This window comes from Mycobacterium sp. JS623 (assembly GCF_000328565.1).
In the GTDB taxonomy this organism is placed as follows: Bacteria; Actinomycetota; Actinomycetes; order Mycobacteriales; family Mycobacteriaceae; genus Mycobacterium.
Genome location: NC_019966.1, coordinates 6,300,457 through 6,319,648 on the forward strand (window position 1 = coordinate 6,300,457; position 19,192 = coordinate 6,319,648).

24 protein-coding genes are annotated in these 19,192 nt (G+C 65.5%); 9 read left to right on the top strand and 15 right to left on the bottom strand.

What is annotated here, in order from left to right; genetic code table 11:
- The first annotated feature begins 11 nt into the window (after nt 1-11).
- From MYCSM_RS30610 to MYCSM_RS30620, 3 genes are read left to right on the top strand one after another with little or no spacing between them, the layout of a single operon-like run.
- Nucleotides 12-497, top strand: a complete 486-nt coding sequence (locus tag MYCSM_RS30610; RefSeq protein ID WP_041312878.1) for an ATP-binding protein — start codon at nt 12-14, stop codon at nt 495-497.
- Nucleotides 494-805, top strand: a complete 312-nt coding sequence (locus MYCSM_RS30615; protein ID WP_015310068.1) for an STAS domain-containing protein — start codon at nt 494-496, stop codon at nt 803-805. Before MYCSM_RS30610 ends, MYCSM_RS30615 begins: the two co-directional genes overlap by 4 nt.
- A 14-nt stretch (nt 806-819) precedes the next feature.
- A complete protein-coding gene (locus MYCSM_RS30620) occupies nt 820-1,620 on the top strand; it encodes an ANTAR domain-containing protein (RefSeq protein WP_015310069.1) in 801 nt (266 codons plus the stop codon).
- Here MYCSM_RS30620 and MYCSM_RS30625 read toward each other — a convergent pair.
- Genes MYCSM_RS30625 through MYCSM_RS30635 form a run of 3 tightly spaced genes read right to left on the bottom strand, consistent with a single transcriptional unit; the run spans nt 1,609 to nt 4,573 of the window.
- Nucleotides 1,609-2,703, bottom strand: coding sequence for a galactokinase (locus tag MYCSM_RS30625; RefSeq protein ID WP_015310070.1), 1,095 nt, complete (start codon nt 2,701-2,703; stop codon nt 1,609-1,611). The two genes, MYCSM_RS30620 and MYCSM_RS30625, sit on opposite strands and share 12 nt — an antisense overlap.
- The gene (gene galT / locus MYCSM_RS30630) at nt 2,700-3,743 is read right to left on the bottom strand and encodes a galactose-1-phosphate uridylyltransferase (RefSeq protein WP_083906442.1); all 1,044 of its coding nucleotides are present in this window, start codon (nt 3,741-3,743) and stop codon (nt 2,700-2,702) included. The genes MYCSM_RS30625 and galT overlap by 4 nt, the downstream gene beginning before the upstream one ends.
- Before the next feature lie 44 nt (nt 3,744-3,787).
- Entirely contained in the window at nt 3,788-4,573 is a 786-nt protein-coding gene (locus MYCSM_RS30635) for a DeoR/GlpR family DNA-binding transcription regulator (protein ID WP_015310072.1), read from the bottom strand.
- A gap of 129 nt (nt 4,574-4,702) precedes the next feature.
- On the opposite strand from MYCSM_RS30635, the gene MYCSM_RS30640 reads away from it, so the two are divergent.
- Nucleotides 4,703-6,394 (top strand): sodium:solute symporter family protein, encoded by a 1,692-nt coding sequence (locus tag MYCSM_RS30640; protein ID WP_015310073.1) that lies wholly within the window; start codon nt 4,703-4,705, stop codon nt 6,392-6,394.
- Between the two features lie 27 nt (nt 6,395-6,421).
- The gene (locus MYCSM_RS30645; protein ID WP_015310074.1) at nt 6,422-6,697 is read left to right on the top strand and encodes a hypothetical protein; all 276 of its coding nucleotides are present in this window, start codon (nt 6,422-6,424) and stop codon (nt 6,695-6,697) included.
- Here MYCSM_RS30645 and MYCSM_RS30650 read toward each other — a convergent pair.
- Nucleotides 6,694-7,587 carry a DMT family transporter gene (locus MYCSM_RS30650; RefSeq protein WP_198345134.1) on the bottom strand — a complete coding sequence of 298 codons (894 nt, stop codon included), beginning with the start codon at nt 7,585-7,587 and terminating at the stop codon, nt 6,694-6,696. The two genes, MYCSM_RS30645 and MYCSM_RS30650, sit on opposite strands and share 4 nt — an antisense overlap.
- A 128-nt stretch (nt 7,588-7,715) precedes the next feature.
- On the opposite strand from MYCSM_RS30650, the gene MYCSM_RS30655 reads away from it, so the two are divergent.
- A complete protein-coding gene (locus MYCSM_RS30655) occupies nt 7,716-8,057 on the top strand; it encodes a hypothetical protein (protein ID WP_015310076.1) in 342 nt (113 codons plus the stop codon).
- 4 nt (nt 8,058-8,061) lie between these two features.
- Here MYCSM_RS30655 and MYCSM_RS30660 read toward each other — a convergent pair whose 3' ends face one another.
- Both MYCSM_RS30660 and MYCSM_RS30665 read right to left on the bottom strand, forming a co-directional pair.
- Nucleotides 8,062-8,337, bottom strand: coding sequence for a hypothetical protein (locus MYCSM_RS30660; protein WP_015310077.1), 276 nt, complete (start codon nt 8,335-8,337; stop codon nt 8,062-8,064).
- A gap of 78 nt (nt 8,338-8,415) precedes the next feature.
- Entirely contained in the window at nt 8,416-8,817 is a 402-nt protein-coding gene (locus MYCSM_RS30665) for a hypothetical protein (protein WP_015310078.1), read from the bottom strand.
- 240 nt (nt 8,818-9,057) lie between these two features.
- Between MYCSM_RS30665 and MYCSM_RS30670 the strand changes: the two genes are divergently transcribed.
- A complete protein-coding gene (locus MYCSM_RS30670) occupies nt 9,058-9,318 on the top strand; it encodes a hypothetical protein (protein ID WP_015310079.1) in 261 nt (86 codons plus the stop codon).
- Between the two features lie 66 nt (nt 9,319-9,384).
- Here the strand turns inward: MYCSM_RS30670 and MYCSM_RS30675 are convergent, their stop codons facing one another.
- The 6 genes from MYCSM_RS30675 to MYCSM_RS30700 form a co-directional block, all read right to left on the bottom strand.
- Nucleotides 9,385-10,029 (bottom strand): TetR/AcrR family transcriptional regulator, encoded by a 645-nt coding sequence (locus tag MYCSM_RS30675; protein ID WP_015310080.1) that lies wholly within the window; start codon nt 10,027-10,029, stop codon nt 9,385-9,387.
- Between the two features lie 303 nt (nt 10,030-10,332).
- The gene (locus MYCSM_RS30680; RefSeq protein ID WP_015310082.1) at nt 10,333-10,770 is read right to left on the bottom strand and encodes a hypothetical protein; all 438 of its coding nucleotides are present in this window, start codon (nt 10,768-10,770) and stop codon (nt 10,333-10,335) included.
- A complete protein-coding gene (locus MYCSM_RS30685) occupies nt 10,767-12,044 on the bottom strand; it encodes a DUF58 domain-containing protein (protein WP_015310083.1) in 1,278 nt (425 codons plus the stop codon). The genes MYCSM_RS30680 and MYCSM_RS30685 overlap by 4 nt, the downstream gene beginning before the upstream one ends.
- 4 nt (nt 12,045-12,048) lie before the next feature.
- On the bottom strand, nt 12,049-13,020 hold the full coding sequence (locus MYCSM_RS30690; protein ID WP_015310084.1) for an AAA family ATPase: 972 nt from the start codon (nt 13,018-13,020) through the stop codon (nt 12,049-12,051).
- Nucleotides 13,017-13,499: a hypothetical protein gene (locus MYCSM_RS30695; RefSeq protein WP_015310085.1), complete on the bottom strand. Its 483-nt coding sequence runs from the start codon at nt 13,497-13,499 to the stop codon at nt 13,017-13,019. Before MYCSM_RS30695 ends, MYCSM_RS30690 begins: the two co-directional genes overlap by 4 nt.
- Nucleotides 13,496-14,452, bottom strand: coding sequence for a DUF4129 domain-containing protein (locus MYCSM_RS30700; protein ID WP_015310086.1), 957 nt, complete (start codon nt 14,450-14,452; stop codon nt 13,496-13,498). The genes MYCSM_RS30695 and MYCSM_RS30700 overlap by 4 nt, the downstream gene beginning before the upstream one ends.
- Before the next feature lie 121 nt (nt 14,453-14,573).
- On the opposite strand from MYCSM_RS30700, the gene MYCSM_RS30705 reads away from it, so the two are divergent.
- Nucleotides 14,574-15,239, top strand: coding sequence for an O-methyltransferase (locus tag MYCSM_RS30705; protein ID WP_041315336.1), 666 nt, complete (start codon nt 14,574-14,576; stop codon nt 15,237-15,239).
- Here MYCSM_RS30705 and MYCSM_RS30710 read toward each other — a convergent pair.
- A complete protein-coding gene (locus MYCSM_RS30710; protein WP_015310088.1) occupies nt 15,232-15,951 on the bottom strand; it encodes an enoyl-CoA hydratase/isomerase family protein in 720 nt (239 codons plus the stop codon). The two genes, MYCSM_RS30705 and MYCSM_RS30710, sit on opposite strands and share 8 nt — an antisense overlap.
- A 9-nt stretch (nt 15,952-15,960) precedes the next feature.
- Nucleotides 15,961-16,761 (bottom strand): hypothetical protein, encoded by an 801-nt coding sequence (locus tag MYCSM_RS30715; protein WP_015310089.1) that lies wholly within the window; start codon nt 16,759-16,761, stop codon nt 15,961-15,963.
- Between the two features lie 200 nt (nt 16,762-16,961).
- On the opposite strand from MYCSM_RS30715, the gene MYCSM_RS30720 reads away from it, so the two are divergent.
- On the top strand, nt 16,962-18,872 hold the full coding sequence (locus tag MYCSM_RS30720; protein WP_015310090.1) for a potassium transporter Kup: 1,911 nt from the start codon (nt 16,962-16,964) through the stop codon (nt 18,870-18,872).
- 3 nt (nt 18,873-18,875) lie between these two features.
- Here the strand turns inward: MYCSM_RS30720 and MYCSM_RS30725 are convergent, their stop codons facing one another.
- Nucleotides 18,876-19,190, bottom strand: a complete 315-nt coding sequence (locus MYCSM_RS30725; protein ID WP_015310091.1) for a hypothetical protein — start codon at nt 19,188-19,190, stop codon at nt 18,876-18,878.
- Between the last annotated feature and the right edge of the window lie 2 nt (nt 19,191-19,192).

Genomic DNA, 19,192 nt, shown 5'->3' on the forward strand with positions numbered 1-19,192 from the left:
AGGAATCTCGCATGCGTTCAAGCGGGCCATCACTGGGCCTGCTGCCCGACGTCCCGGAGGTGCTGATGACCGAGAACTTCGGGGTGTCCAGTGCCGACGCGCGTGAGCCCGCGCCGATGCGCATCCTGCTACCAGCGATCCCCGCGAGTCTGGCCGTCATCCGCGCCCACCTGAGCAGGTGGTTGCCGACCGCGGCAGTCAATGCCTCGGCCGCCGCAGAGGTGCTGCTCGCCGTTGGCGAGGCCGCTTCCAATGCCGTCGAGCACGCTGTGCGCGGCGCTGCCCGCAACGTCGTCGTGGAAGTCACGGCACGGGCCACGGACACGGGTCTGGCGTTGACCGTCAAGGACAACGGCCGCTGGCATGCGCCGCCGCCGAGCCCGCAGGGCCATCGCGGCCACGGCAGCAGGTTGATGAGGGCCCTCGTCGACACAGTCACGATCACGCCAACCCCGCACGGAACCACGGTGGAAATGCGCAAGGAGCTCAAGGCATGACGAACAGTCAGTTCCAGTTGTCCGCCGCCGAGGCCGAGCAACCGCCGGTCGTCACCGCGTCGGGAGACATCGACCTGGCCAACGTCAACGAGTTCTCCGATGTGCTCAACCGCGCTGCCGCCGATGCCGACGCCATCACGGTCGACCTCTCGGAGGTGACCTACTGCGACAGCGCGGCCGTGCGGGCGTTGTTCGCCGTCGCCGCGACGACCAAGCTCGGGTTGATCGTGCCCGCCACAGGACCGATCATCACGCTGCTGAACATCTCCGGCCTCGACCGCGTCGCGACCGTGGTCACCCGAGACTGACCCCGCGATCACACATGGCCCCGACCCACTTTCAACCGCGCCAGCACCCGCAGTTGATGGCGCTGCTGCATCGCATCTTGGAGCGGATACAGTCCGATCACCTCGATGCGGTCGGGTTGGCGATCACTGTGCACGACAAGCGCGCCGGCGAGGTGCCGTCCGTGCTCGCCGCGATCGGTGTCGGTGCCGACATCGCCGAAGCGCAGCTCGCAGGAATCGGCGGTCCGGTTCCTGATGCCCATGCGTATCAGGTGCCGGTGCTGAGCCTCGACCTGTGGACCGACGACCGCTGGCCAGGGCTGACCGTGGCCACGATGAACGACCGTGCGCCACAACATGAATCGATCTGGGAACAGGTGCACGGCGCCGCCGCCGTGCCGGGTGTGTGGGCCGACGATGCGACGGTCGTCGTCTGCTGCACGCTGTCCCAGCCGGCCGGCGCGGCGACGGTGGCCAGCCTGATCAACTATGAACAGCTCATCTCTGCGGCGCTGATCACCACGGCGGCGGAGAACGCGTCGGCGATCGCCGACATCATCACGGTTCTGCAGTCGCGCGGCGCGATCGAACAGGCCAAGGGTGCGCTCATGGGCCTGGTGCGTTGCGACGCCGACCATGCATGGCAGATGCTGCGCCGCGGTAGCCAGGAGTTCAACGTGAAGCTGAGGGAACTGGCCGTCGCGCTCCTCGAGCACATCAGTGGCGCGCCCGCCGAGCAGCCCGACACCGGAACGCCGATCACACCAGACGAGCGCACCCGCGAGGCTGCCCGGTTGATGTGGGCCGCACTCTCGGAAGCCCCACTACCGCAATAGGTGAGCGCCGGGGCCTGCGCTGGTGCGGACGATCGTCGGAGCGTTGTAGCCGGCGTCGGCGACCGCTCTTCTGATGGCGTCGGCGATGTGGTCGGACTGCGCGGCCGGCGCCAGCGCGATCACACATCCGCCGAAGCCGCCGCCGGTCATCCTGGCGCCAAGCGCGCCCGCTGCCACCGCGGTGTCGGCGATCAGATCGATATGTTCGGTGGTGATTTCGAAGTCGTCGCGCATGGACGCTTGCGACGCGTTGAACAGCTGACCGATCGTCGTGAAGTCGGAGTCTTCAAGCGCTGCAACGACATCGAGCACCCGTTGGTTGTCGGTCAGGATGTGTCGGGCGCGGCGGGCATCAACCGGATCCGCGACGCCGGCGAGTACGGCCACGCCGCGATCCTGGACCTCGCGTAGCGACGACACACCCAAATCAGCTGCCGCACGTTCGCATGACGCCCGGCGCGACGCGTACTCTCCGCCGGCATGTTGATGCGGCGCCCGCGAATTGATCAGCAGCAACGCGACGTTGGCTGCGTCCGGATCGAACGCCACGGGTTCGACAGTCGGCTCACGAAAGTCGATCATCAAGGCCTTGCGCGGTTCGCCGCACAACGACGCCAGTTGGTCCATCATCCCGGTCGGCGCGCCGACGTAGTCGTTCTCGGCCCGCTGGGCAAGGCGGGCGAGCTCGATCCGATCGAGCTGCACGTCGGCACCGGCCGTCAATGCGCCGATCACCGCGCACTCCAGTGCGGCCGAAGACGAGACACCGGAACCCATTTCGACGTCGCTCGTGATCGACATCGTCCCGCCCCGGATGCGATGGCCCGCGTCGTGCAACGCCCAGATCACCCCCGCGACGTAACCGGCCCAGCCCGCAACATCTCCTGGAGCGGTGTCGAGCGGGATCGACACGTCGCGGTCTTCTCGGTCACTGTGCACCGCAATTGCCGTGTCGTCCTCGGGTGTGTAGGTGACCACCGTGCGTTCGGGTAGCGCGATCGGAAGCGCGAAACCCAGGTTGTAGTCGGTGTGTTCACCGATCAAGTTGATCCGGCCAGGCGCCACGTACCGAATCGCGCTCATGCCAGCTGCCGCAGTCGCTCGGCCACGCTTTCGGGCGTCACGTCGCTGATGAACGCGTCCATCGCGGACTCGGAGCCGGCCAAGAACTTCAGTTTGGTCGCGCTGCGCCGTACCGACATCAGCTCGACATGGAAGTATCCCTCACGCTGCTCGCCGGAGCTGGAGTATTGATGCAGCGCCGAAATATACGGCAGCGCAGTCGGATACATGCGATCGAACCGCTTCAGCACGTCTAGGTAGATCTGCGCGAAGCCGTCACGCTCCTCGTCGGTCAGGTCGACCAGGTTGTGTACGAACCGGTTCGGGTAGATGTGCACCTCCACCGGCCACCGCGCGGCGAAGGGCACGAACGCGGTGAACAATTCGGTGCCGGCGATGATGCGGCTGCCGTCGGCAACTTCGCGGGCGAGGATGTCGGTGAACAGGTTGCCACCGGTGCGGTCGGCATACGCGCGGGCCTCTCGCAGCATCTCCGCCGCGCGCGGCGGCAGATATGGATAGCCGTAGATCTGACCGTGCGGGTGGGTCAACGTCACCCCGATCTCCTCGCCGCGGTTCTCGAAGCAGAACACGTTCGCGATGCCCGGGCGCGCCATCAGATCCGCGGTGCGGTGCCGCCACGCGTCGACGACGAGGCGCGCATGCTGCGGCGAGAGCTGACCGAACGAGCCGGTGTGGTCGCTCGAGAAGCAGATGACTTCGCATCGACCGTGGCCCGGGGCGGACTGGAAAAGATCGCCGTCAGGGAACGGAAGATGGAAGGCAGCACTGCCCGCGCCGGACAGACTGGGGAACCGGTTCTCGAAGACCGCGACGTCGTAGGAGGCCGCGGGGATCTCACTGATCAGGCCGGTGGGGCCCGGGCACAGCGGGCATTGGTCCGGGGGCGGCTTGTAGGTGCGGTCTTGGCGCAGAGCCGCGATGATCACCCATTGCCCGGTCTGGCGGTCGAATCGCAACTGCGACTGCTGATCTGAGCGCGGGGGCAGCGGGCGTCGGTCGGGCACCGGCGCCGGGGTGTGCCCGGGCAGCGCGAACATCAACAGCTCGCGGCCGTCGGCCAGCGGCCACCTCGTCGGGTCGGTCACGGCTGCACCGTGGCAATGGTCAGCCGTCCGACGTGTTCTTCGATGATGCCGCGGTCGACAATGTCCAAGCCGTCGTCGACGATCAGGTTGTCAACCCGACGCATGCGTGCGAACACGTTTGTCCCCACTTCGCGGTACTTGGTGTGATCGGCGAGCACCGTCAGCTGCGCGCCGATGCCGATCATTGTCCGGTTCGTCTGTGCCTCAGCGATATTCGGTGTTGTCAGTCCGGCTTCCGGATCGAAGCCGTGCACGCCGAGATACGTGCCGTCGACCCGGAAGGAGCCGAGCGCGGCCTCGGCGACGGGGCCGACGAGCGCATCAGAGGGGGTTCGGACTCCGCCTGACAGATACACCTGCGGCGCGTCGGTGGGGTCGGCGCCGGGATCGGTAAGTACCTCGAAAACGCTCAGGGAATTCGTCACCACCGTGATCGAAGGCCTGCTCCGCAGCCTGCGCGCCAACTCGGTCGTGGTGGTGCCGGCGCTGATCGCGATCGTCATGCCGTCCTCGACGGTCTCCGCCGCCACCGCGGCGATGGCCGCCTTCTCCGCGCGCTGCTGACCGGCCTTGACCGACGACCACGGTTCTTCGCCGCGGTTGTGCCGGGTTACCGCGCCGCCGTGCACCTTGCGCAACAGATTCTGCGCGTCCAACGCGTCGAGGTCGCGGCGCACGGTCATCTCGGACACGTCGAGCTCGGCGGCCAGGTCGGCGACCCGGACCGCACCGTCGGCGTTCAACGCCCGCAAGATCGCATATCGGCGTTCGGCGGCGAGCATGGGAACGCACAATATCAAACAAAAATTCTTGATTTGGCCCAGTTTGCTGGGTTCGTCCTGTTAGTTTCTGGTTGTTTGTGACCGATCATGTGCTTGCTCCGCTCCCACTAAGGAGTTGATGACTACCAGATGACAGAGAACGTGCTGCGCCTCAACCTCGGCTGGCTCGACTACGTGCTCGTCGCGATTTACTTCGTGTTCGTCCTCGGCATTGGCTTCATCGCCCGAAGCCAGATCTCGACAAGCCTGGACTTCTTCCTCTCCGGCCGCCGACTGCCCGCCTGGGTGACCGGCCTGGCATTCATCTCGGCGAACCTCGGCGCCGTCGAGATCATGGGCATGTCCGCCAACGGTGCTCAGGTCGGACTGTCGACCATGCACTACTACTGGATCGGCGCGATCCCGGCCATGCTGTTCCTCGGTGTGGTGATGATGCCGTTCTACTACGGCTCCAAGGTGCGAAGCGTGCCCGAGTTCATGCGGCGGCGGTTCGGCCCAGGCGCCCATTTGGTGAACGCGATCAGTTTCGCCACCGCGCAGGTGCTCATCGCCGGCGTCAACCTGTTCCTGTTGGCGACGGTGATCAATGCACTGCTCGGCTGGCCGCGGTGGGTGTCGCTGATCGTCGCGGCGCTGGTGGTGCTCAGCTACATCACGCTCGGCGGCCTTTCTGCGGCGATCTACAACGAGGTCTTGCAGTTCTTTGTGATCGTCGCGGCGCTGGTTCCGCTGACCATCTTCGGCCTGGTCAAGATCGGCGGCTGGAATGGCTTGCGGGACAAAGTCATCGACACGATGACGGACGGCAAGGTGACCGCGACTACGCACGAGCAGCTCACCACATGGCCCGGTACGGCATTGTCCGGCTTCGCAAGCCCGGTGTGGTCGGTGATCGGCATCGTGTTCGGCCTCGGGTTCGTGCTCTCATTCGGGTACTGGACCACCAACTTCGTCGAAGTGCAGCGCGCGATGGCGTCCAGTTCGATCTCGGCGGCGAGGCGCGCCCCGATCATCGGCTCGTTCCCGAAGATGTTCATTCCGTTCGTGATCATCGTGCCCGGCATGATCGCCGCCGCTTCGATCGGCGACATGATCCGGCTGAAAACGACTGGCAAGGGCGACATCACGTACAACGACGCGATGCTGCTGATGATCCGCGACATCCTGCCCAACGGCTTGCTCGGGGTCGCGATCGCGGGCCTGCTTGCGTCGTTCATGGCCGGTATGGCGGCCAACATCTCGGCGTTCAATACCGTGTTCAGCTATGACATCTGGCAGGACTACGTCATCAAGGACCGACCCGACAGCTACTACATCGCGGTGGGTCGGATCGCCACTGTCGCAGCGACCATCCTGGCCATCTTCACCGCGTTGATCGCTGCGGGTTACTCCAACCTGATGGACTACCTGCAGACGCTGTTCGGGTTCTTCAATGCGCCGTTGTTCGCCACGTTCATCCTCGGCATGTTCTGGAAGCGCATGACATCGACCGCGGGCTGGGTCGGCCTTGTCTCCGGAACCCTTTCTGCGATCTTCATTTTCATTCTGTCCAAGGTCGGTGTGCTCAGCCTGCCCGGCCAGGGTGTGCCGTTCGTCGCAGCATCGGTGGCGTTCGTCGTCGACATCGCCGTCAGCGTAGCGGTCACCATGGTGACATCTCCGAAGCCTGCCAACGAATTGGTGGGGCTGGTGTACTCGGAGACGTCGAAGGACGTCTTCTCCGATCCCGAGAGCGCCGGAAAGGCCTGGTACTACAAGCCTGTTCCGCTCGCCACCGTTTCGCTGGTCATGGTCATCATGCTCAACATCGTTTTCCACTAGTTGGATTCCACTGATAAGGGACTACTGATGCGACACCTATTCGACGTTCGCAACATCATCGGCGCGCTGTTGGGCATCTACGGCGTAGTGCTGACCATCGCCGGCTTCGCCCCCGGACTGCTCGGCGACCACCACAGTGCCGCGACCGACAACCCCGTCGACCTCTATGTGGGCACCGACGCAAACTGGTGGGTGGGCCTGGTGCTGATCGGTGTGTCGATCGTGTTCATCGGATGGGCACTACTGCGTCCGGTGAAGATCGACGAAACCAGCCAGCAGACAACGGAACCCGAGCAGCACTAGCCCGAGCGGCGCGCCACCGCTGCCTCGAGCTGTTCCTCGTAAGCACCCTCGTCGCGACCAAGCGCGATGGTCGCCGACACCATCGCGATCGTGCTGATCGTGATCAGCACGGCGTCGAGGTGGCTGACGTCCAAGTTCTCGCCAAGCACGATCGCGCCGAGCAAGACGGCGATCAGCGGTTCGAGCACCAGCATCGTCGGCACCGACGTCTGCAGCGACCCGGCGTGAAACGCCGACTGCTGCAGGAACGTTGCGAAGACCGCAATCAGCGCAAGCAGATACGGCACCGGCGTGCTCAGCAATGCGCGCACGCCTTCGTGAATCAGCACGTGCATCAACAGCTTGGTCAGCACCGCGACGACACCGAACAGCACACCGACCGCGAGTGCGAGTAACACGGCGCGCTTCCAGCCCATGGTGCGAGTCGCGACTACCACGCACGCGCACACCGCGGCCATGCAGATCACCGCCACGAGCGCGGACAACGGCAGCGACGCCTCGTAGTCACCGGGGCGGGTCTTGGCGAGCACGACGAACACCGCGAGCGCGACCGTCAACACCACAGCCCACACCCATTCGCCGCGGGTGACGCGTCGGTGGGCAAGCCTGGCGCTCAACGGCAATGCGAACAGCAACGCGGAAACCAGAATCGGCTGAACCAACAGCAGCGACCCCTTGGCGAGCGCCAACGCCTGGAAGACGTAGCCCGCGACCGCCGCCGCCGTGCCGGCCCACCACAGCGGACGGCGAAGCAGGGTCAGAAACATCACGGAACTGACGCCGTGCTCTTGGGGGACGTCCATCGTGGCGCGCTGGCGCACCACGATGCCGATCGCAAGAAACACCGCCGCGAGCACGGCGAGAAACACCGTCAGACCATGGCCTACCAAAGCGTCGCGCTCCTTCCGGGCCACGGCCACCACACCGAACAAGAACAACATATATGTGGGTGTGGTGCGCCCGACGTCAGAGTTGTCCAGATGGTTTCGAACCCAGGCGATTGGGCATAGAACAGCACATGAATTTGCGACGGTTGATTTTGCTGGTGGGGGCGGTCGTCCTGGTAATCGGCGTCATCGGGCTGCTCATGCCCGTCTCGGTGCCGGGTCCGGACAACGGCAGCATCGGTTGCGGCAACGGGATCGCCGCCGATCAGTCAGCCGCACGGCAGGCGGATAACAGCAACCCCGCCAATCTGCCGATCCTCAACCAGGTCATCCCCCACACCGACTATGTCCAACAGTGTCAGTCCGCGGTATCGAGCCGACGGACATGGGCCATTCCGGTAGCGGTGATCGGTCTGGTTGTGATCGCGGGCTCGTTTGTCGTAGGGGGCCGAGCCGGCGCGCGGACGCCGTAGCGCGCTAGCTGGCTTCTCGACCGCCGACCAGATGTAGGCGCGGCTGCAGGGGCTCGTCGGCGCCTAGCCGGTCGGTGACCCGCTCGACAACCGAGTCGACCCGGCTGACGGCCCTGTCGCACAGCTCTCGCACTCTGTTGCCGGCCGCGTCGACGTCGTCGGTGGCGCTGAGCAGATACGCCCTGACGTTGACCCGTAACCGCTCGCCGGTGCGACGCAACCGACGGCGCAGCCGATCGTCGATCTCGACGGTGACGTACGGCAACACCTGAAGCTTCATTCGCGCCCCTCCCCTTCGTGGATGCCTGGTCGATGCCTGGTCACACCCTACTGGGCAGCCGGGTCGGGAGGCGATGCGCTAGGAGGACCCGGAGCTCGCCTTGGCCGCGTCCTCCTGAGCCTTCTGAATGGCCGCCCGGCCCTCGGGGCTGGCCGCCGAGTTGCCGGGATCCTTCGCGGTCGCGACGGTGGCGTTGCAGTTCAGGTAGACCAGCACCGTGTCGGTGACGGGAGAAAAGTTGTCACCCTTGATCCACGGCGCTGACTGCGAATGCGACACGATGCACTGGTCGTCCGACAGCGTGTCCCCGGACCGGCTGGCGATGACGGCCTTCTTACCCGCATCGCTGATGGCCTTCGACGCGTCGCCGTATGTCTGCCCGCTGTAGTCGTCGGCCGCGGCGACTCCGGAACCAAAGAACGCCATCGACACTGCCGTCGCACCGACGGCGCTGATCGCGTAAACGCCGAACTTCTTCATGTGCGACCTCCCGAACCTGTGGTTGTGCTTCCTAAAAACTGAGCGTTTCGTGCACAGGACGTTAGAGACGCTGGCTGGCAGAACGCTGATAAGAATGATGTAAGTTCCTGCCAATCTCGACCAGGCCTTGACAGGTATCCCCGAGTTGGACCGCTTCGTCTGCGAGGATGGCGGTTTTCACGTTGACGACCTGGTTTTTTGGACGATATAGTTCAGTTCTCGATACAGATAGGACGCAATATGAGGTTAGGCACCCGTCGCCTCGCCGCTACCGCCGGCATGGGCGCGATCATCGCCATGGGCGCGCTCTCCGCCTGTGGTCAGGGCGAGAAAGCACCGGAGACCACCACGCCCACCACCACTACCACCAGCGCGACGACGTCGGCTCCCGCACCTGCGCCGGCGCCGACGGAGAAGTCGATCAACCCGACCGGCGGCAACTTGTTCTCGCCTCCGGTCAAGGCGCCGCCGGCACCGACGGCAGTCCCCGGCGACAACTAAGCACCGAACTGGTCGATCAGGTCCAGACCGCGGCTGGCGGCCATGTCGCCGGCCGCGGTCAGGCCGTCATCGCACTGCTGTGCCGTCGGTCGCGTAGGACGCCACGTGGCCGATCGCCATATTCAATGCAGACTGCATCAGCCGCGGGTCACGGCCGGTCTGCGACAGCAGGTAACCACCTTCCACCGCCGCAAGTAGTCCTGTCGCAAGGGATTTCACGTCGACATCGGCGACGAGTACGCCGTTGTCTCGCATCCGCGCGAGCGCCGCGCCGAGCAGGCCCCGCCATTCGGTGAAATGTTCAGACAGCGATGCCCTGGCCTTGTCGTCGGTATCGGACAATTCCGCAGCCAGAGAACCGAGTTCGCAACCCCACAGGCCGCGCCGTAACGCGCACCGTTGCACCATCGCGTCACGCCACTGATAGAGCCCGCGAAACGAATCGACCTTCTCGAGTCGCAGCCGCTGCCACGACAGAATCTCATCGGCGCGCATCGTGATGACCTCGTACACCAACTCCGATTTGTCGTCGAAGTGTTGGTAGAACTGGGATTTACTCGTTGCGCTGGCCGCCAGCACGTCGTCGATCTTGGTGGCTGCGACGCCCTGCACATGCATCAGCTCGGCGGCGGCAAGGACGATGCGGTTGCGGGTGGCTGCGCCGCGTGACGTCAACTTGGGCCGCGTCGCTGGGCTGTCTTGCGGCGGCACCCACCTACTGTAGCGCTGCAGATTGGAACGTTTGGTCCGATATGACTTGCCGGGAACGGCCGACTGATTCGAAGCGAGGAATCGCTATGGACTTGCCAGCGGTCGTCTCACCGCAGGAGTGGGATGCCGTCCCCCAGGACTTGCTCGTGAAGGAAAAGGAGCACACGCGTGCCGCGATGCGCTGGCCGCACAACGTCGCAGGATGCCGAGGATGGCGGTCGAAAAACGACTGCCTGTTCGACGGTCCCGGTGGGCCGGCCAGCCTGCTCGATCTGTTCGATGCCTGTGACACCGGCGTCGAGGTCACGTCGTCCAAAATGGACGAGTCATCAGAACGTAAAGTCCTAACACCGCCAGTGGAGCCAGCAATGGTACCCACGGCAGCTGGAACGGAAGCGACACTGCAGCCAGTCCCGCCGCGGTAAACCCGACGGCGCCGAGCACGGTCGGCGCACTCACCGCCGGGGTGTGTCGCAACACGAGGTACGCCGCGGCGCACAGGCCCGCTGTCGCGGTCACCAGCGGCGGCGCGTCGGCGAGCATGATCACCGCGACGGTGCACAGCACGGCGATCGCTGCTGCCGGCCGAATCCAACTGCTCAGCAACACCGCAGCCGCCGCGACGACGGCCGCGATCAGCGCCGGCCCGTCGGCCTGGACTGCGGCCGATGCCACCATCACCAGACCAAACGCAGTCGAGACGGCGCGGGTGGCCGGCACAGTCGTCTTCGGGATGCTCATGTGTACGCAGCCCTTCGTCGCGCAGGCCTGCGGTGGTCGGGCACCAGTTGCATCGCCTGATCGAGCGTGGACTCGGCGCGCCACGACACCACATCGACGCCGATAGTGCGCATATCGCGGTACATGAACGACCGTTGCAGCGACCACATTCGGGCCACCAGCCCGCCGCGCTCCTCCTCGAACGGGGCGCCCTCCAGCACGTCGACGGCGACCACCGTGTGGCCGCGCTTGCGCAAATCGATCAACGCCAACGCGAACTCCGTGTCGAGCAGGGTGGAGAACGCGACGACGATCGCGCCTGGCGGAAGCGCGGCCCGCGGAGCCAGCGTGCCGGGTGTGGTCTCGAAGCTGTCGCCCGCTGTCAGCATCGCGTCGAGAATCCGGTAGAACTGCCGACGCCCGATGTCGGCTCCCAGCCAGCGCGGGTGGCGGCCGCCGAGCGCGACGACGCCGGCGCGATCACCGCTTCGCAGCGCGCTCTGCACGACTTGCACGGCACCGCGCGCGACGCGATCGGTGGCCTCGCTGGCCGGACCGGGCGGCTGCGGATACGCGTCGATCATCACCACCACATCGGCGGCGCGGTCGGTCAGCCGCTCCGTGACGTGCAGGCTGCCGCGCCGCGCGCTGACTGGCCAGTTGACCGTGCGCAACTGATCACCTGGCACATAGCGGCGGACATCGGCGTACTCGACGCCCGGTCCGATGTGTCGGGTCAGGTGGGTGCCGAGCCGGTCCAGCAGTTCGGTGCGTGGGATCGCGGTGGACTGCGGAGGAGCCAACGGAAACACATAAACGGTGGCGGCGTCGACGACACCGGTACCAAGGACAAGCCCACCGCGGGCAACCACATTCACCCGAGCCACCAGCGGATAGCGGCCCCACTTGTCGGCGGTGACAGCCGCCGTCTGACGCGCAGCCGACACCGGGTCGACGTTTTCCAGCCGCATGCCGTCAACGGTTTCGAGCGTGAGATGCACTGTCACATCGGTGTTTTCGCTGTCTTCGACCCTGGCCCATACCGTCAGCCGCGTCGCCTCGGTCTCGAAGCATCGCTGCTCGCCTGGCTCTGCGTACACATGCACCTTCGGTGCGTGGCGCTGCCAGCCGATCGACACCAGCACGCCAACGAGGGGCGCCGCGAACGCAACCAACTGCCAGTAGCCGCCGATCACCGCCGCGGTCAACGCGGCCGCGGCACACGTCACCAGCGAGCGCGTCAAAGGCGATGGGCGCCAACGCAACTCGACTTCGGTGCTGCGGTTCTCGAGCACGCCGTCAGTTCTTTGTTCGCGGAACCGGCAGCCGCCGCAGCAGTTCCTCGACAACGTCGGACCCGTGAACGCGGCGCACCCACATCTCCGGTCGCAGACTGATCCGGTGCGCCATGGTGGGGACGGCCAGAGACTTGACGTCCTCGGGTATCACGTAGTCCCTGCCGAGCAGCAGCGCCTTGGCGCGGGCCAGCTGCACCAGGTCGAGTTCGGCGCGCGGGCTGGCGCCGACGGCCACCTGCGGGTGCTGACGCGTCGCGGTCGCCAGCGACACCACGTAGCGCAACACGTCGTCGTGCACGGTCACCTGCTCGACCGATTCGCGCATAGCAAGCAGCTCGTGCGTGTCGACCACCTGATTGACCGTCGGCTGCGCAGAACCGCGATCCAGCCGTCGCCGCAACATCGACGCCTCTTCCTGTTCGGACAGGTATCGCAGTTCAAGTCGGATCGCGAAGCGGTCGAGCTGGGCCTCTGGCAGCGGATACGTGCCCTCATATTCGATCGGGTTGTCAGTGGCCAGCACGATGAACGGGGCAGGCAGTTTGTGCGTGACACCGTCGATGCTCACCTGGCCTTCGGCCATCGACTCCAGCAGCGCGGCCTGGGTCTTGGGCGGTGTCCGATTGATCTCGTCGGCGAGCAGCAAGTTCGTGAAGATAGGTCCGCGGCGGAATTCGAAACGGCCCGACTGCATGTCGTACACAGTTGAGCCGAGCAGGTCGGCAGGCAACAGATCCGGTGTGAACTGCACGCGGGTGAATTCGAGGCCAAGCGCCGCGGCGAACGATCGCGCGATCAGCGTTTTGCCGAGACCCGGCAGATCCTCGATGAGGACGTGGCCGCCCCCGAGCACGGTGGTCAGGATCAGCGACAGCGCGGCACGCTTGCCGACCACCACCCGGCCGATCTCGTCGAGCACGGCTTCACAGTGAGCGGTGGTGGTCGCCGCAGGCAGCCCAGCTTTGGGACTCATACTTGCTCCAACCGTCGCAGAATCTCATCGAGGGCCTCCCGGCCAGGGCCGGGTTCGCTTTCGCCTGTGCGGGATACGTTCTGCGGGTCCACCCACCCCCATAGCTCCGTCCCGAACAGCATCGTGCCGGTGGCGTGAAACGCCGCATGATTCCCGGCCTGGCGGTGCCCGGTGGCCAGCTCGAACTGCCTGGCCAGCATCGGCCGCAGATGGCGGTCCCAATCCCTGCGCGTCGACTCCGCGCGGCTGACCAACGTCTCGGTGCGAGACAGCCAGCGGCGCAACGACTCCGCCGCATCGTTGGTCAGCGTTTCTGAGTCGTCGCCGCCCTCTCGCACGAGATAGAACCGCAGGCTCAGCAGTACCAGCGCCACCATCGCGCCGACGACCACCAGAACGATCTCGCGGTCGAGCACGGCTATCGCCGTCACCTCGACGAGCACCACGATGAAAATGCCCGCGGCCACGAGCTTTTTCATGCCATGCTCCGCAGATCCATCAGCACCAGTCGCAGCGCGTCGACCGCGGCATCCCGGTGTCCCTCGTTCATCACGTGCGGCGAGAAGCGGGCCTCCTCGAACAGTTCGACGAGGCGTGTCGCGCTTTCGGCGTTGAGTGCATCGCGGCCAACCGCGCGGGCCAACACTTCAGAAGGGGTATCGCAATCCAAGGGTGCCGCTCCTGGTACATGGGTGAGTTCACGCTCCATCGCCGCGTAGCACGCGATAATCGCCTCACGCGGTTCGCGGCTGAGGTCGCCGATCTCGGCAAGCCCGACTTCGGCCGCGCGCACGAGTGATTCCGCCACGCCCGGATGCACGCCGGTCTCGGGCACCGGACCGTCCGCCGCCCACGTCGCGGCCTGCCGCTGCCGGCGCGACGCGATCACCGTGCCGAAGACGACCAGCACCATCAGTATCAGCATTGGCGGGATGAGGTAGCCGACTACATTAGGAGCCGGTTCGTCCTTTGAATTAGATTGGGGCGGAACGGGATTGGTCGTGGGGGGCGGTGTGGTGCCTGGGTCCGCAACGGTCGACGCGCCAGTCGGGGAATGGTCTCCTGGGGCACCGAGCCCCAGTCGCGACAACACCATCACGAGCAACACCCACACAATCACCACTGCAAGGGCGATGAGCGAGAGCCGCCACGTCGGGCGGCCCATGGCGCCGCGCCCCTCCGGCAGCGACGTCGGTCCTGGGCGGCGCGCCTGACGATTTCGCAGCCGCGCGACGATCGCAAAGGCGATGATCCCGACCGAGATGCAGACCAACGCCACGTCGACGATCAGTGCCGCCGGGTTGCTTGACGGCCGCTGTCGATCGGCGACGGGTTCGATGCCTGGCAGATAGCCGCGCAACGCCCACGCGGTGACGAACAGCAGCGCGAGCACCGCGATCGCTCGCACTGCGGACTTCTCCGTACCGGCCATCGGCACACCAATCGGCTGGGCTGATCCCATCCTGGCACGGACGTCGAGGCTTGTGCCGGACTTTCTGAGCGTTGCATCGCGATACGTTGCGATATATCGCTCTGCTGCTATGTTGGACCGAGTGACCATCACACTGCAGGACGCCAGAGTCGCGTCCGCCCTCGACCGGATGTACACCGAAGCAGGCGAACAGTTCGCCCGGCTTCGGGAGAACCGCGAGCTTTTTGAGCGCGTTGCCAACGCCAGTGCTCAAGAGCGTGCCGACGCGCTCAGCGAGATCTATATGCCGGTGACCCCCGACGCTGGCCGACTGCTCTACTCGCTCGTGCGCGCATCGCGGCCCGCCACCATCGTCGAATTCGGGATGTCCCTTGGGATCTCGGCGATCCACCTCGCGTCAGCGGTGCGCGACAACGGAACCGGCCGCGTCGTCACCACCGAACTGAGCGCCGCCAAGGTCGCCACGGCCAAAAAGACGTTCACCCAGACCGGGCTCGACGATCTCATCACTGTCCTGGAAGGCGATGCGCTGACCACACTGGAGGCCATCGACGGCCCGATCGGCTTCGTGCTGCTCGACGGTTGGAAGGAGCTCTACCTTCCGGTGACCAAGCTCCTGGAGCCCAAGCTGTCGCCGGGCGCGCTGGTCGTCGCGGACAACACCTCGATGGATGACACCAGGCCGTACCTCGACCATGTGCGGGATCCCGGCAACGGCTACGTCAGCGTGAACTTCCCCGTCCGCGAAGGCGACAGCATGGAAATCAGCTGCCGCGCAATCACTTAAGCGCGTCCAGGAAAGCAGAGATCCGGCCTCGCGTCTCGTCCGACTTCCAGACGGCCCGCACCCCGGCGTCCAGCTCGACGCCAGCGTCGATGGCGGCGCGGGCATGCCGGTGTAGCTGCTCCTTCATCGCCGCATAGGCTGTGGCCGGGTGTTGGCCCAGCGCGCGGGCGACCTCGACGGCACGGGGTACCAGCTCGTCGGGCGCGACGACTTCGTCGATCCAACCACGGCCGGCCGCGATGCCGACGTCGACGTTGTCGGCCTGCAGGACCGCGCGTGTCACCGACGGGCCCATCGCGTATCGACAAATCTCGAGCGCAGCGACCGGGAACGGCACGCCAACCGCCACCTCGCTCAGCCCAATCAGCCCCGACGACATGAGGCGGATGTCGGCGGCCATCGCCAACACACAGCCGCCCGCGATCGCATGTCCGTTCACCGCCGCCACCACCGGCGCCGGGTGATCGAAGACCGTCAGGAACGCCTCCGACACCGCGGCGAGGAACGTGTCGGTGTACTCCGGCGGCCCGTCGAGCAGCGCGCGCAGGTCGACGCCGGCCGAGAAGCACGCACCCGCCCCGGTGAGCACGATCGGTCCGTCGATGCTGCGGACCGTGGCAATCGCGTCTTCGACCAGGCCGAGATTGAAGGCGTTGACCGGCGGATGGTCGATGCGGACGGTAGTCACACCGTCGGCAAGTTGCACGTCCATCACAGATGTCTACCTCAGCCGCGCCTTTGCGGCCTTCACCACCGCGGCTGCCTCGCGGCCGGCCTGCTTGCCTTTCTCGTAGGCATCCTCGGCGGCGGCCAACGCCTGTTCGGCATCGTTCAATCGCCTGCGGGCGTCGTCGCGGCGCAACCGAGCCGTCGCGAGATCGGACTGCAGCTCGGTGAGCGCCTCATCCGCTTGGGCCTTCGCGTGTTCGGCTTCGGCCAACGCTGCCCGCTCACGGCGCTTGTCGTCGCGCTTCTCCTCGCTCTTCGGTAGTTCTGCAGGTTTTTCGCGCGTGGCCTCAGGCCTGCGTGTTGTCGTGAAAACCATTGCGGTATCGCCGAATTCACCGAAGCCGGACCAACGTTCGGCCTTGGTCAGTCGCCCGAGACGAGCCGCGACATCCGGGTCTGCGATCGCGGCCTGCAGCGTGCCGACCACGTCGTCGCGTAGCGCGGCCGACGGGTCGGCGAATTCGGCTTCCTCGAACGCTGCCCTGGCGACGTCGTCGACGAGTCGGCGCTGCTCCCGGGACAACTCGCGGATGCGGTCACCGTCCATCGCGGTGTGGGCGTCCTTCAGTCGCTCGCCCAGCCCGGCAAGGCGCGTCCGTATCTCCAGGTCCCGGATGGCGACGCGGTTGACGACCCACGCCGCGGTCGTCGGCTTGCGCGCGGCAGAGATCTGTTTGGCCGAATCGGCATCGCCTCGTTGTTTGGCCGCCACGGCGAGCTTGGTGCGCAGTGCGGTGAACTCCTCCGGCTTGACCTCGTACAGCTCGTCGAGTGCGTCGGTCATGACTCCCATGATCCCCTGAGGTCAACGCCGGGCCCGGCTATCAACTGCGGCGACCATGCCGGAGGCGGTGACCAGGCCGCCATACGGCACCGCATACAGGTGGGTGCTCAACACCGCCAGCGGGTGGGCACCACGCGCAATGCCGCGATGACCACTATGACCAGAGCAACAGGCACGATTCCTCTTGCCCGATGCCTGCGAGTGCAACTATGGCATCCGTGGACACTCGGCAGGCGCTGCGCCCGGCGATCGTGATCGGTGCACTCGGTGTCGTGTTCGGAGACATCGGCACCAGCCCGATCTACACCCTTGCGACCGTGTTCAACCCCGGCGACCCTCATCCGGTGCCGATCTCGACCGGCAATGTGTACGGCGTCGTCTCGACGATCTTCTGGTCGGTGATGATCATCGTCACGCTGACCTACATCGCTCTGGTGATGCGAGCCGACAACGACGGCGAAGGCGGGATCATGGCGCTGATCGCGCTGCTACGCCGCTGGACCGCCAGACGTGGCCACCGCGCCGCGACGTTCCTGGCCGGTCTAGGACTTTTCGGCGCCGCACTGTTCTTCGGCGACAGCATGATCACACCGGCGATCTCGGTGTTGTCGGCCGTCGAGGGCCTCAAGGTCATCAGTCCGGACTTCGACGATTTCGTCGTGCCGATCACGGCAGTGATCATCGTGGCGCTGTTCTCAGTCCAGCGGCACGGCACCGCGGCGGTCGGGCGATTCTTCGGCCCGGTGATGATCGTTTGGTTCGTGGCGATCGGTGCCTGCGGAATCGTCGGGATCGTCGGGCATCCCGAGATCCTGAAGGCGCTCTCCCCCACTTACGCCCTGACGTTCTTGTTGGGGCACTTCCACATTGCGTTCTTCTCGCTCGCAGCCATCGTGCTGTCCGTCACCGGGGCCGAGGCGCTGTACGCCGACATGGGGCACTTCGGCCGTAAAGCCATCACGTACGGCTGGCTCGGGCTCGTGCTGCCTGCCCTTACGTTGAGCTACTTCGGCCAGGGGGCACTGGTGCTCGCCGATGAGTCAAACGTAAGCGCGCCGTTCTTCTTACTCATTCCGGAACGTGCCCGGATTCCCATGATCCTGGTGGCAACAGCCGCGACGGTCATAGCGTCGCAGGCGGTGATAACCGGCGCGTACTCGGTTGCGTCGCAAGCGGCTCGGCTCGGCTACCTGCCGCGGCTGCGGATCGAGCACACCTCGGCATCGGCAATCGGCCAGATCTACGTGCCGTGGATCAACGGGATGCTGACGGTCGCGGTGCTGATCCTGGTCTTCGCGTTCCGCAGCTCGGCCGCCCTGGGGTACGCATACGGCATGGCGGTGACGGGAACGATCACCATCACCACAACGCTGTTCTTCTACTACGCGCGCACCCGGTGGGGATGGCCGCTTTGGGTCGTGCTGAGCGTCGGGGCCTTCCTGTTGGTCGTAGATCTTATGTTCTTCGCGGCGAACCTGACCAAGATCGTGCACGGCGCCTGGCTGCCACTGCTTATCGGCGTCGTCGCGTTCACGGTGATGACGACGTGGGAAAAGGGCCGCGAAATCGTTACGCGCGCAAGGGAAAAGGCCGAGGGTCCGCTGCGCGAGTTCGTCGACGGTCTACGGCATTGCGAGCCGCCGCTGGTGCGAATGGCCGGCACCGCGGTGTTTCTCAACCGCGGTAAGGAAACCGCGCCGCTTGCGATGCGGGCCAACGTCGAACACAACCGGGTACTGCACCGGCATGTGGTCGTGATGTCGATCGACACGGTGCCCGTTCCCCGGATGCCCGACGATGAGCGGATTACCATCGACGAACTCGGGTACAAGCGAGACGGCATCATCCACGTCAAAGCGTGCTACGGCTACATGGAACGGCCGGATATCCCTGCGGCGCTGCGGTTGCTCGATCCCGCGCACACCGAGGGGCACATCGACGTCGACACGGCGTCCTACTTCCTGTCGAAGCTGGAGCTGACGGCGGGCAGTGAACCCACGATGTCGCCTTGGCGCAAGCGGCTTTTCATCGCGACGTCCTACATCACCGCCGACGCCGCCGCCTACTTCAAACTGCCGCTGGACCGCACGGTCATCATCGGTTCGCGGATCGAGGTCTGAGCCTCAGCCGTCGTCTTTGCCCTCTTCGTCTTTGTCCTCTTCGTCTTTGTCTTCGTCCTTGGCTTTGGCCTTGGCTTCTTTGTCTTCATCCCTGGCGTCTTTGCCGTCGTCGTCCTTCTTTTCTTTCTTGTCTTTCGCGCTCTTGCCGAGCTCGATCGTCGCCCAGTGGCCCGGGGAGACCAGCACCGACCAGTCCCCGTCTCCGCGGCCCAACTTGAGAACACCGTCGTCGACCTCCCACTTGGTGTCGTCGTCGTAGGTGTCTTCTTGTCCGTCGATGTATGTGAGTTTGAACGCCATGCTGACGGATACCCACATTC

Excerpts from the sequence above, each read along its gene's own strand:
- MYCSM_RS30640 (WP_015310073.1), top strand. The coding sequence starts at position 4,703 with ATGACAGAGAACGTGCTGCGCCTCAACCTCGGCTGGCTCGACTACGTG.
- MYCSM_RS30700 (WP_015310086.1), bottom strand. The coding sequence starts at position 14,452 with ATGGCCGGTACGGAGAAGTCCGCAGTGCGAGCGATCGCGGTGCTCGCG.
- MYCSM_RS30655 (WP_015310076.1), top strand. The coding sequence starts at position 7,716 with ATGAATTTGCGACGGTTGATTTTGCTGGTGGGGGCGGTCGTCCTGGTA.
- MYCSM_RS30610 (WP_041312878.1), top strand. The coding sequence starts at position 12 with ATGCGTTCAAGCGGGCCATCACTGGGCCTGCTGCCCGACGTCCCGGAG.
- MYCSM_RS30710 (WP_015310088.1), bottom strand. The coding sequence starts at position 15,951 with ATGGACGTGCAACTTGCCGACGGTGTGACTACCGTCCGCATCGACCAT.
- MYCSM_RS30690 (WP_015310084.1), bottom strand. The coding sequence starts at position 13,020 with ATGAGTCCCAAAGCTGGGCTGCCTGCGGCGACCACCACCGCTCACTGT.
- MYCSM_RS30660 (WP_015310077.1), bottom strand. The coding sequence starts at position 8,337 with ATGAAGCTTCAGGTGTTGCCGTACGTCACCGTCGAGATCGACGATCGG.
- MYCSM_RS30635 (WP_015310072.1), bottom strand. The coding sequence starts at position 4,573 with ATGCTCGCCGCCGAACGCCGATATGCGATCTTGCGGGCGTTGAACGCC.
- galT (WP_083906442.1), bottom strand. The coding sequence starts at position 3,743 with ATGTTCGCGCTGCCCGGGCACACCCCGGCGCCGGTGCCCGACCGACGC.
- MYCSM_RS30695 (WP_015310085.1), bottom strand. The coding sequence starts at position 13,499 with ATGAAAAAGCTCGTGGCCGCGGGCATTTTCATCGTGGTGCTCGTCGAG.
- MYCSM_RS30645 (WP_015310074.1), top strand. The coding sequence starts at position 6,422 with ATGCGACACCTATTCGACGTTCGCAACATCATCGGCGCGCTGTTGGGC.
- MYCSM_RS30620 (WP_015310069.1), top strand. The coding sequence starts at position 820 with ATGGCCCCGACCCACTTTCAACCGCGCCAGCACCCGCAGTTGATGGCG.
- MYCSM_RS30665 (WP_015310078.1), bottom strand. The coding sequence starts at position 8,817 with ATGAAGAAGTTCGGCGTTTACGCGATCAGCGCCGTCGGTGCGACGGCA.
- MYCSM_RS30670 (WP_015310079.1), top strand. The coding sequence starts at position 9,058 with ATGAGGTTAGGCACCCGTCGCCTCGCCGCTACCGCCGGCATGGGCGCG.
- MYCSM_RS30615 (WP_015310068.1), top strand. The coding sequence starts at position 494 with ATGACGAACAGTCAGTTCCAGTTGTCCGCCGCCGAGGCCGAGCAACCG.
- MYCSM_RS30625 (WP_015310070.1), bottom strand. The coding sequence starts at position 2,703 with ATGAGCGCGATTCGGTACGTGGCGCCTGGCCGGATCAACTTGATCGGT.
- MYCSM_RS30725 (WP_015310091.1), bottom strand. The coding sequence starts at position 19,190 with ATGTGGGTATCCGTCAGCATGGCGTTCAAACTCACATACATCGACGGA.
- MYCSM_RS30680 (WP_015310082.1), bottom strand. The coding sequence starts at position 10,770 with ATGAGCATCCCGAAGACGACTGTGCCGGCCACCCGCGCCGTCTCGACT.
- MYCSM_RS30720 (WP_015310090.1), top strand. The coding sequence starts at position 16,962 with ATGGCATCCGTGGACACTCGGCAGGCGCTGCGCCCGGCGATCGTGATC.
- MYCSM_RS30715 (WP_015310089.1), bottom strand. The coding sequence starts at position 16,761 with ATGGGAGTCATGACCGACGCACTCGACGAGCTGTACGAGGTCAAGCCG.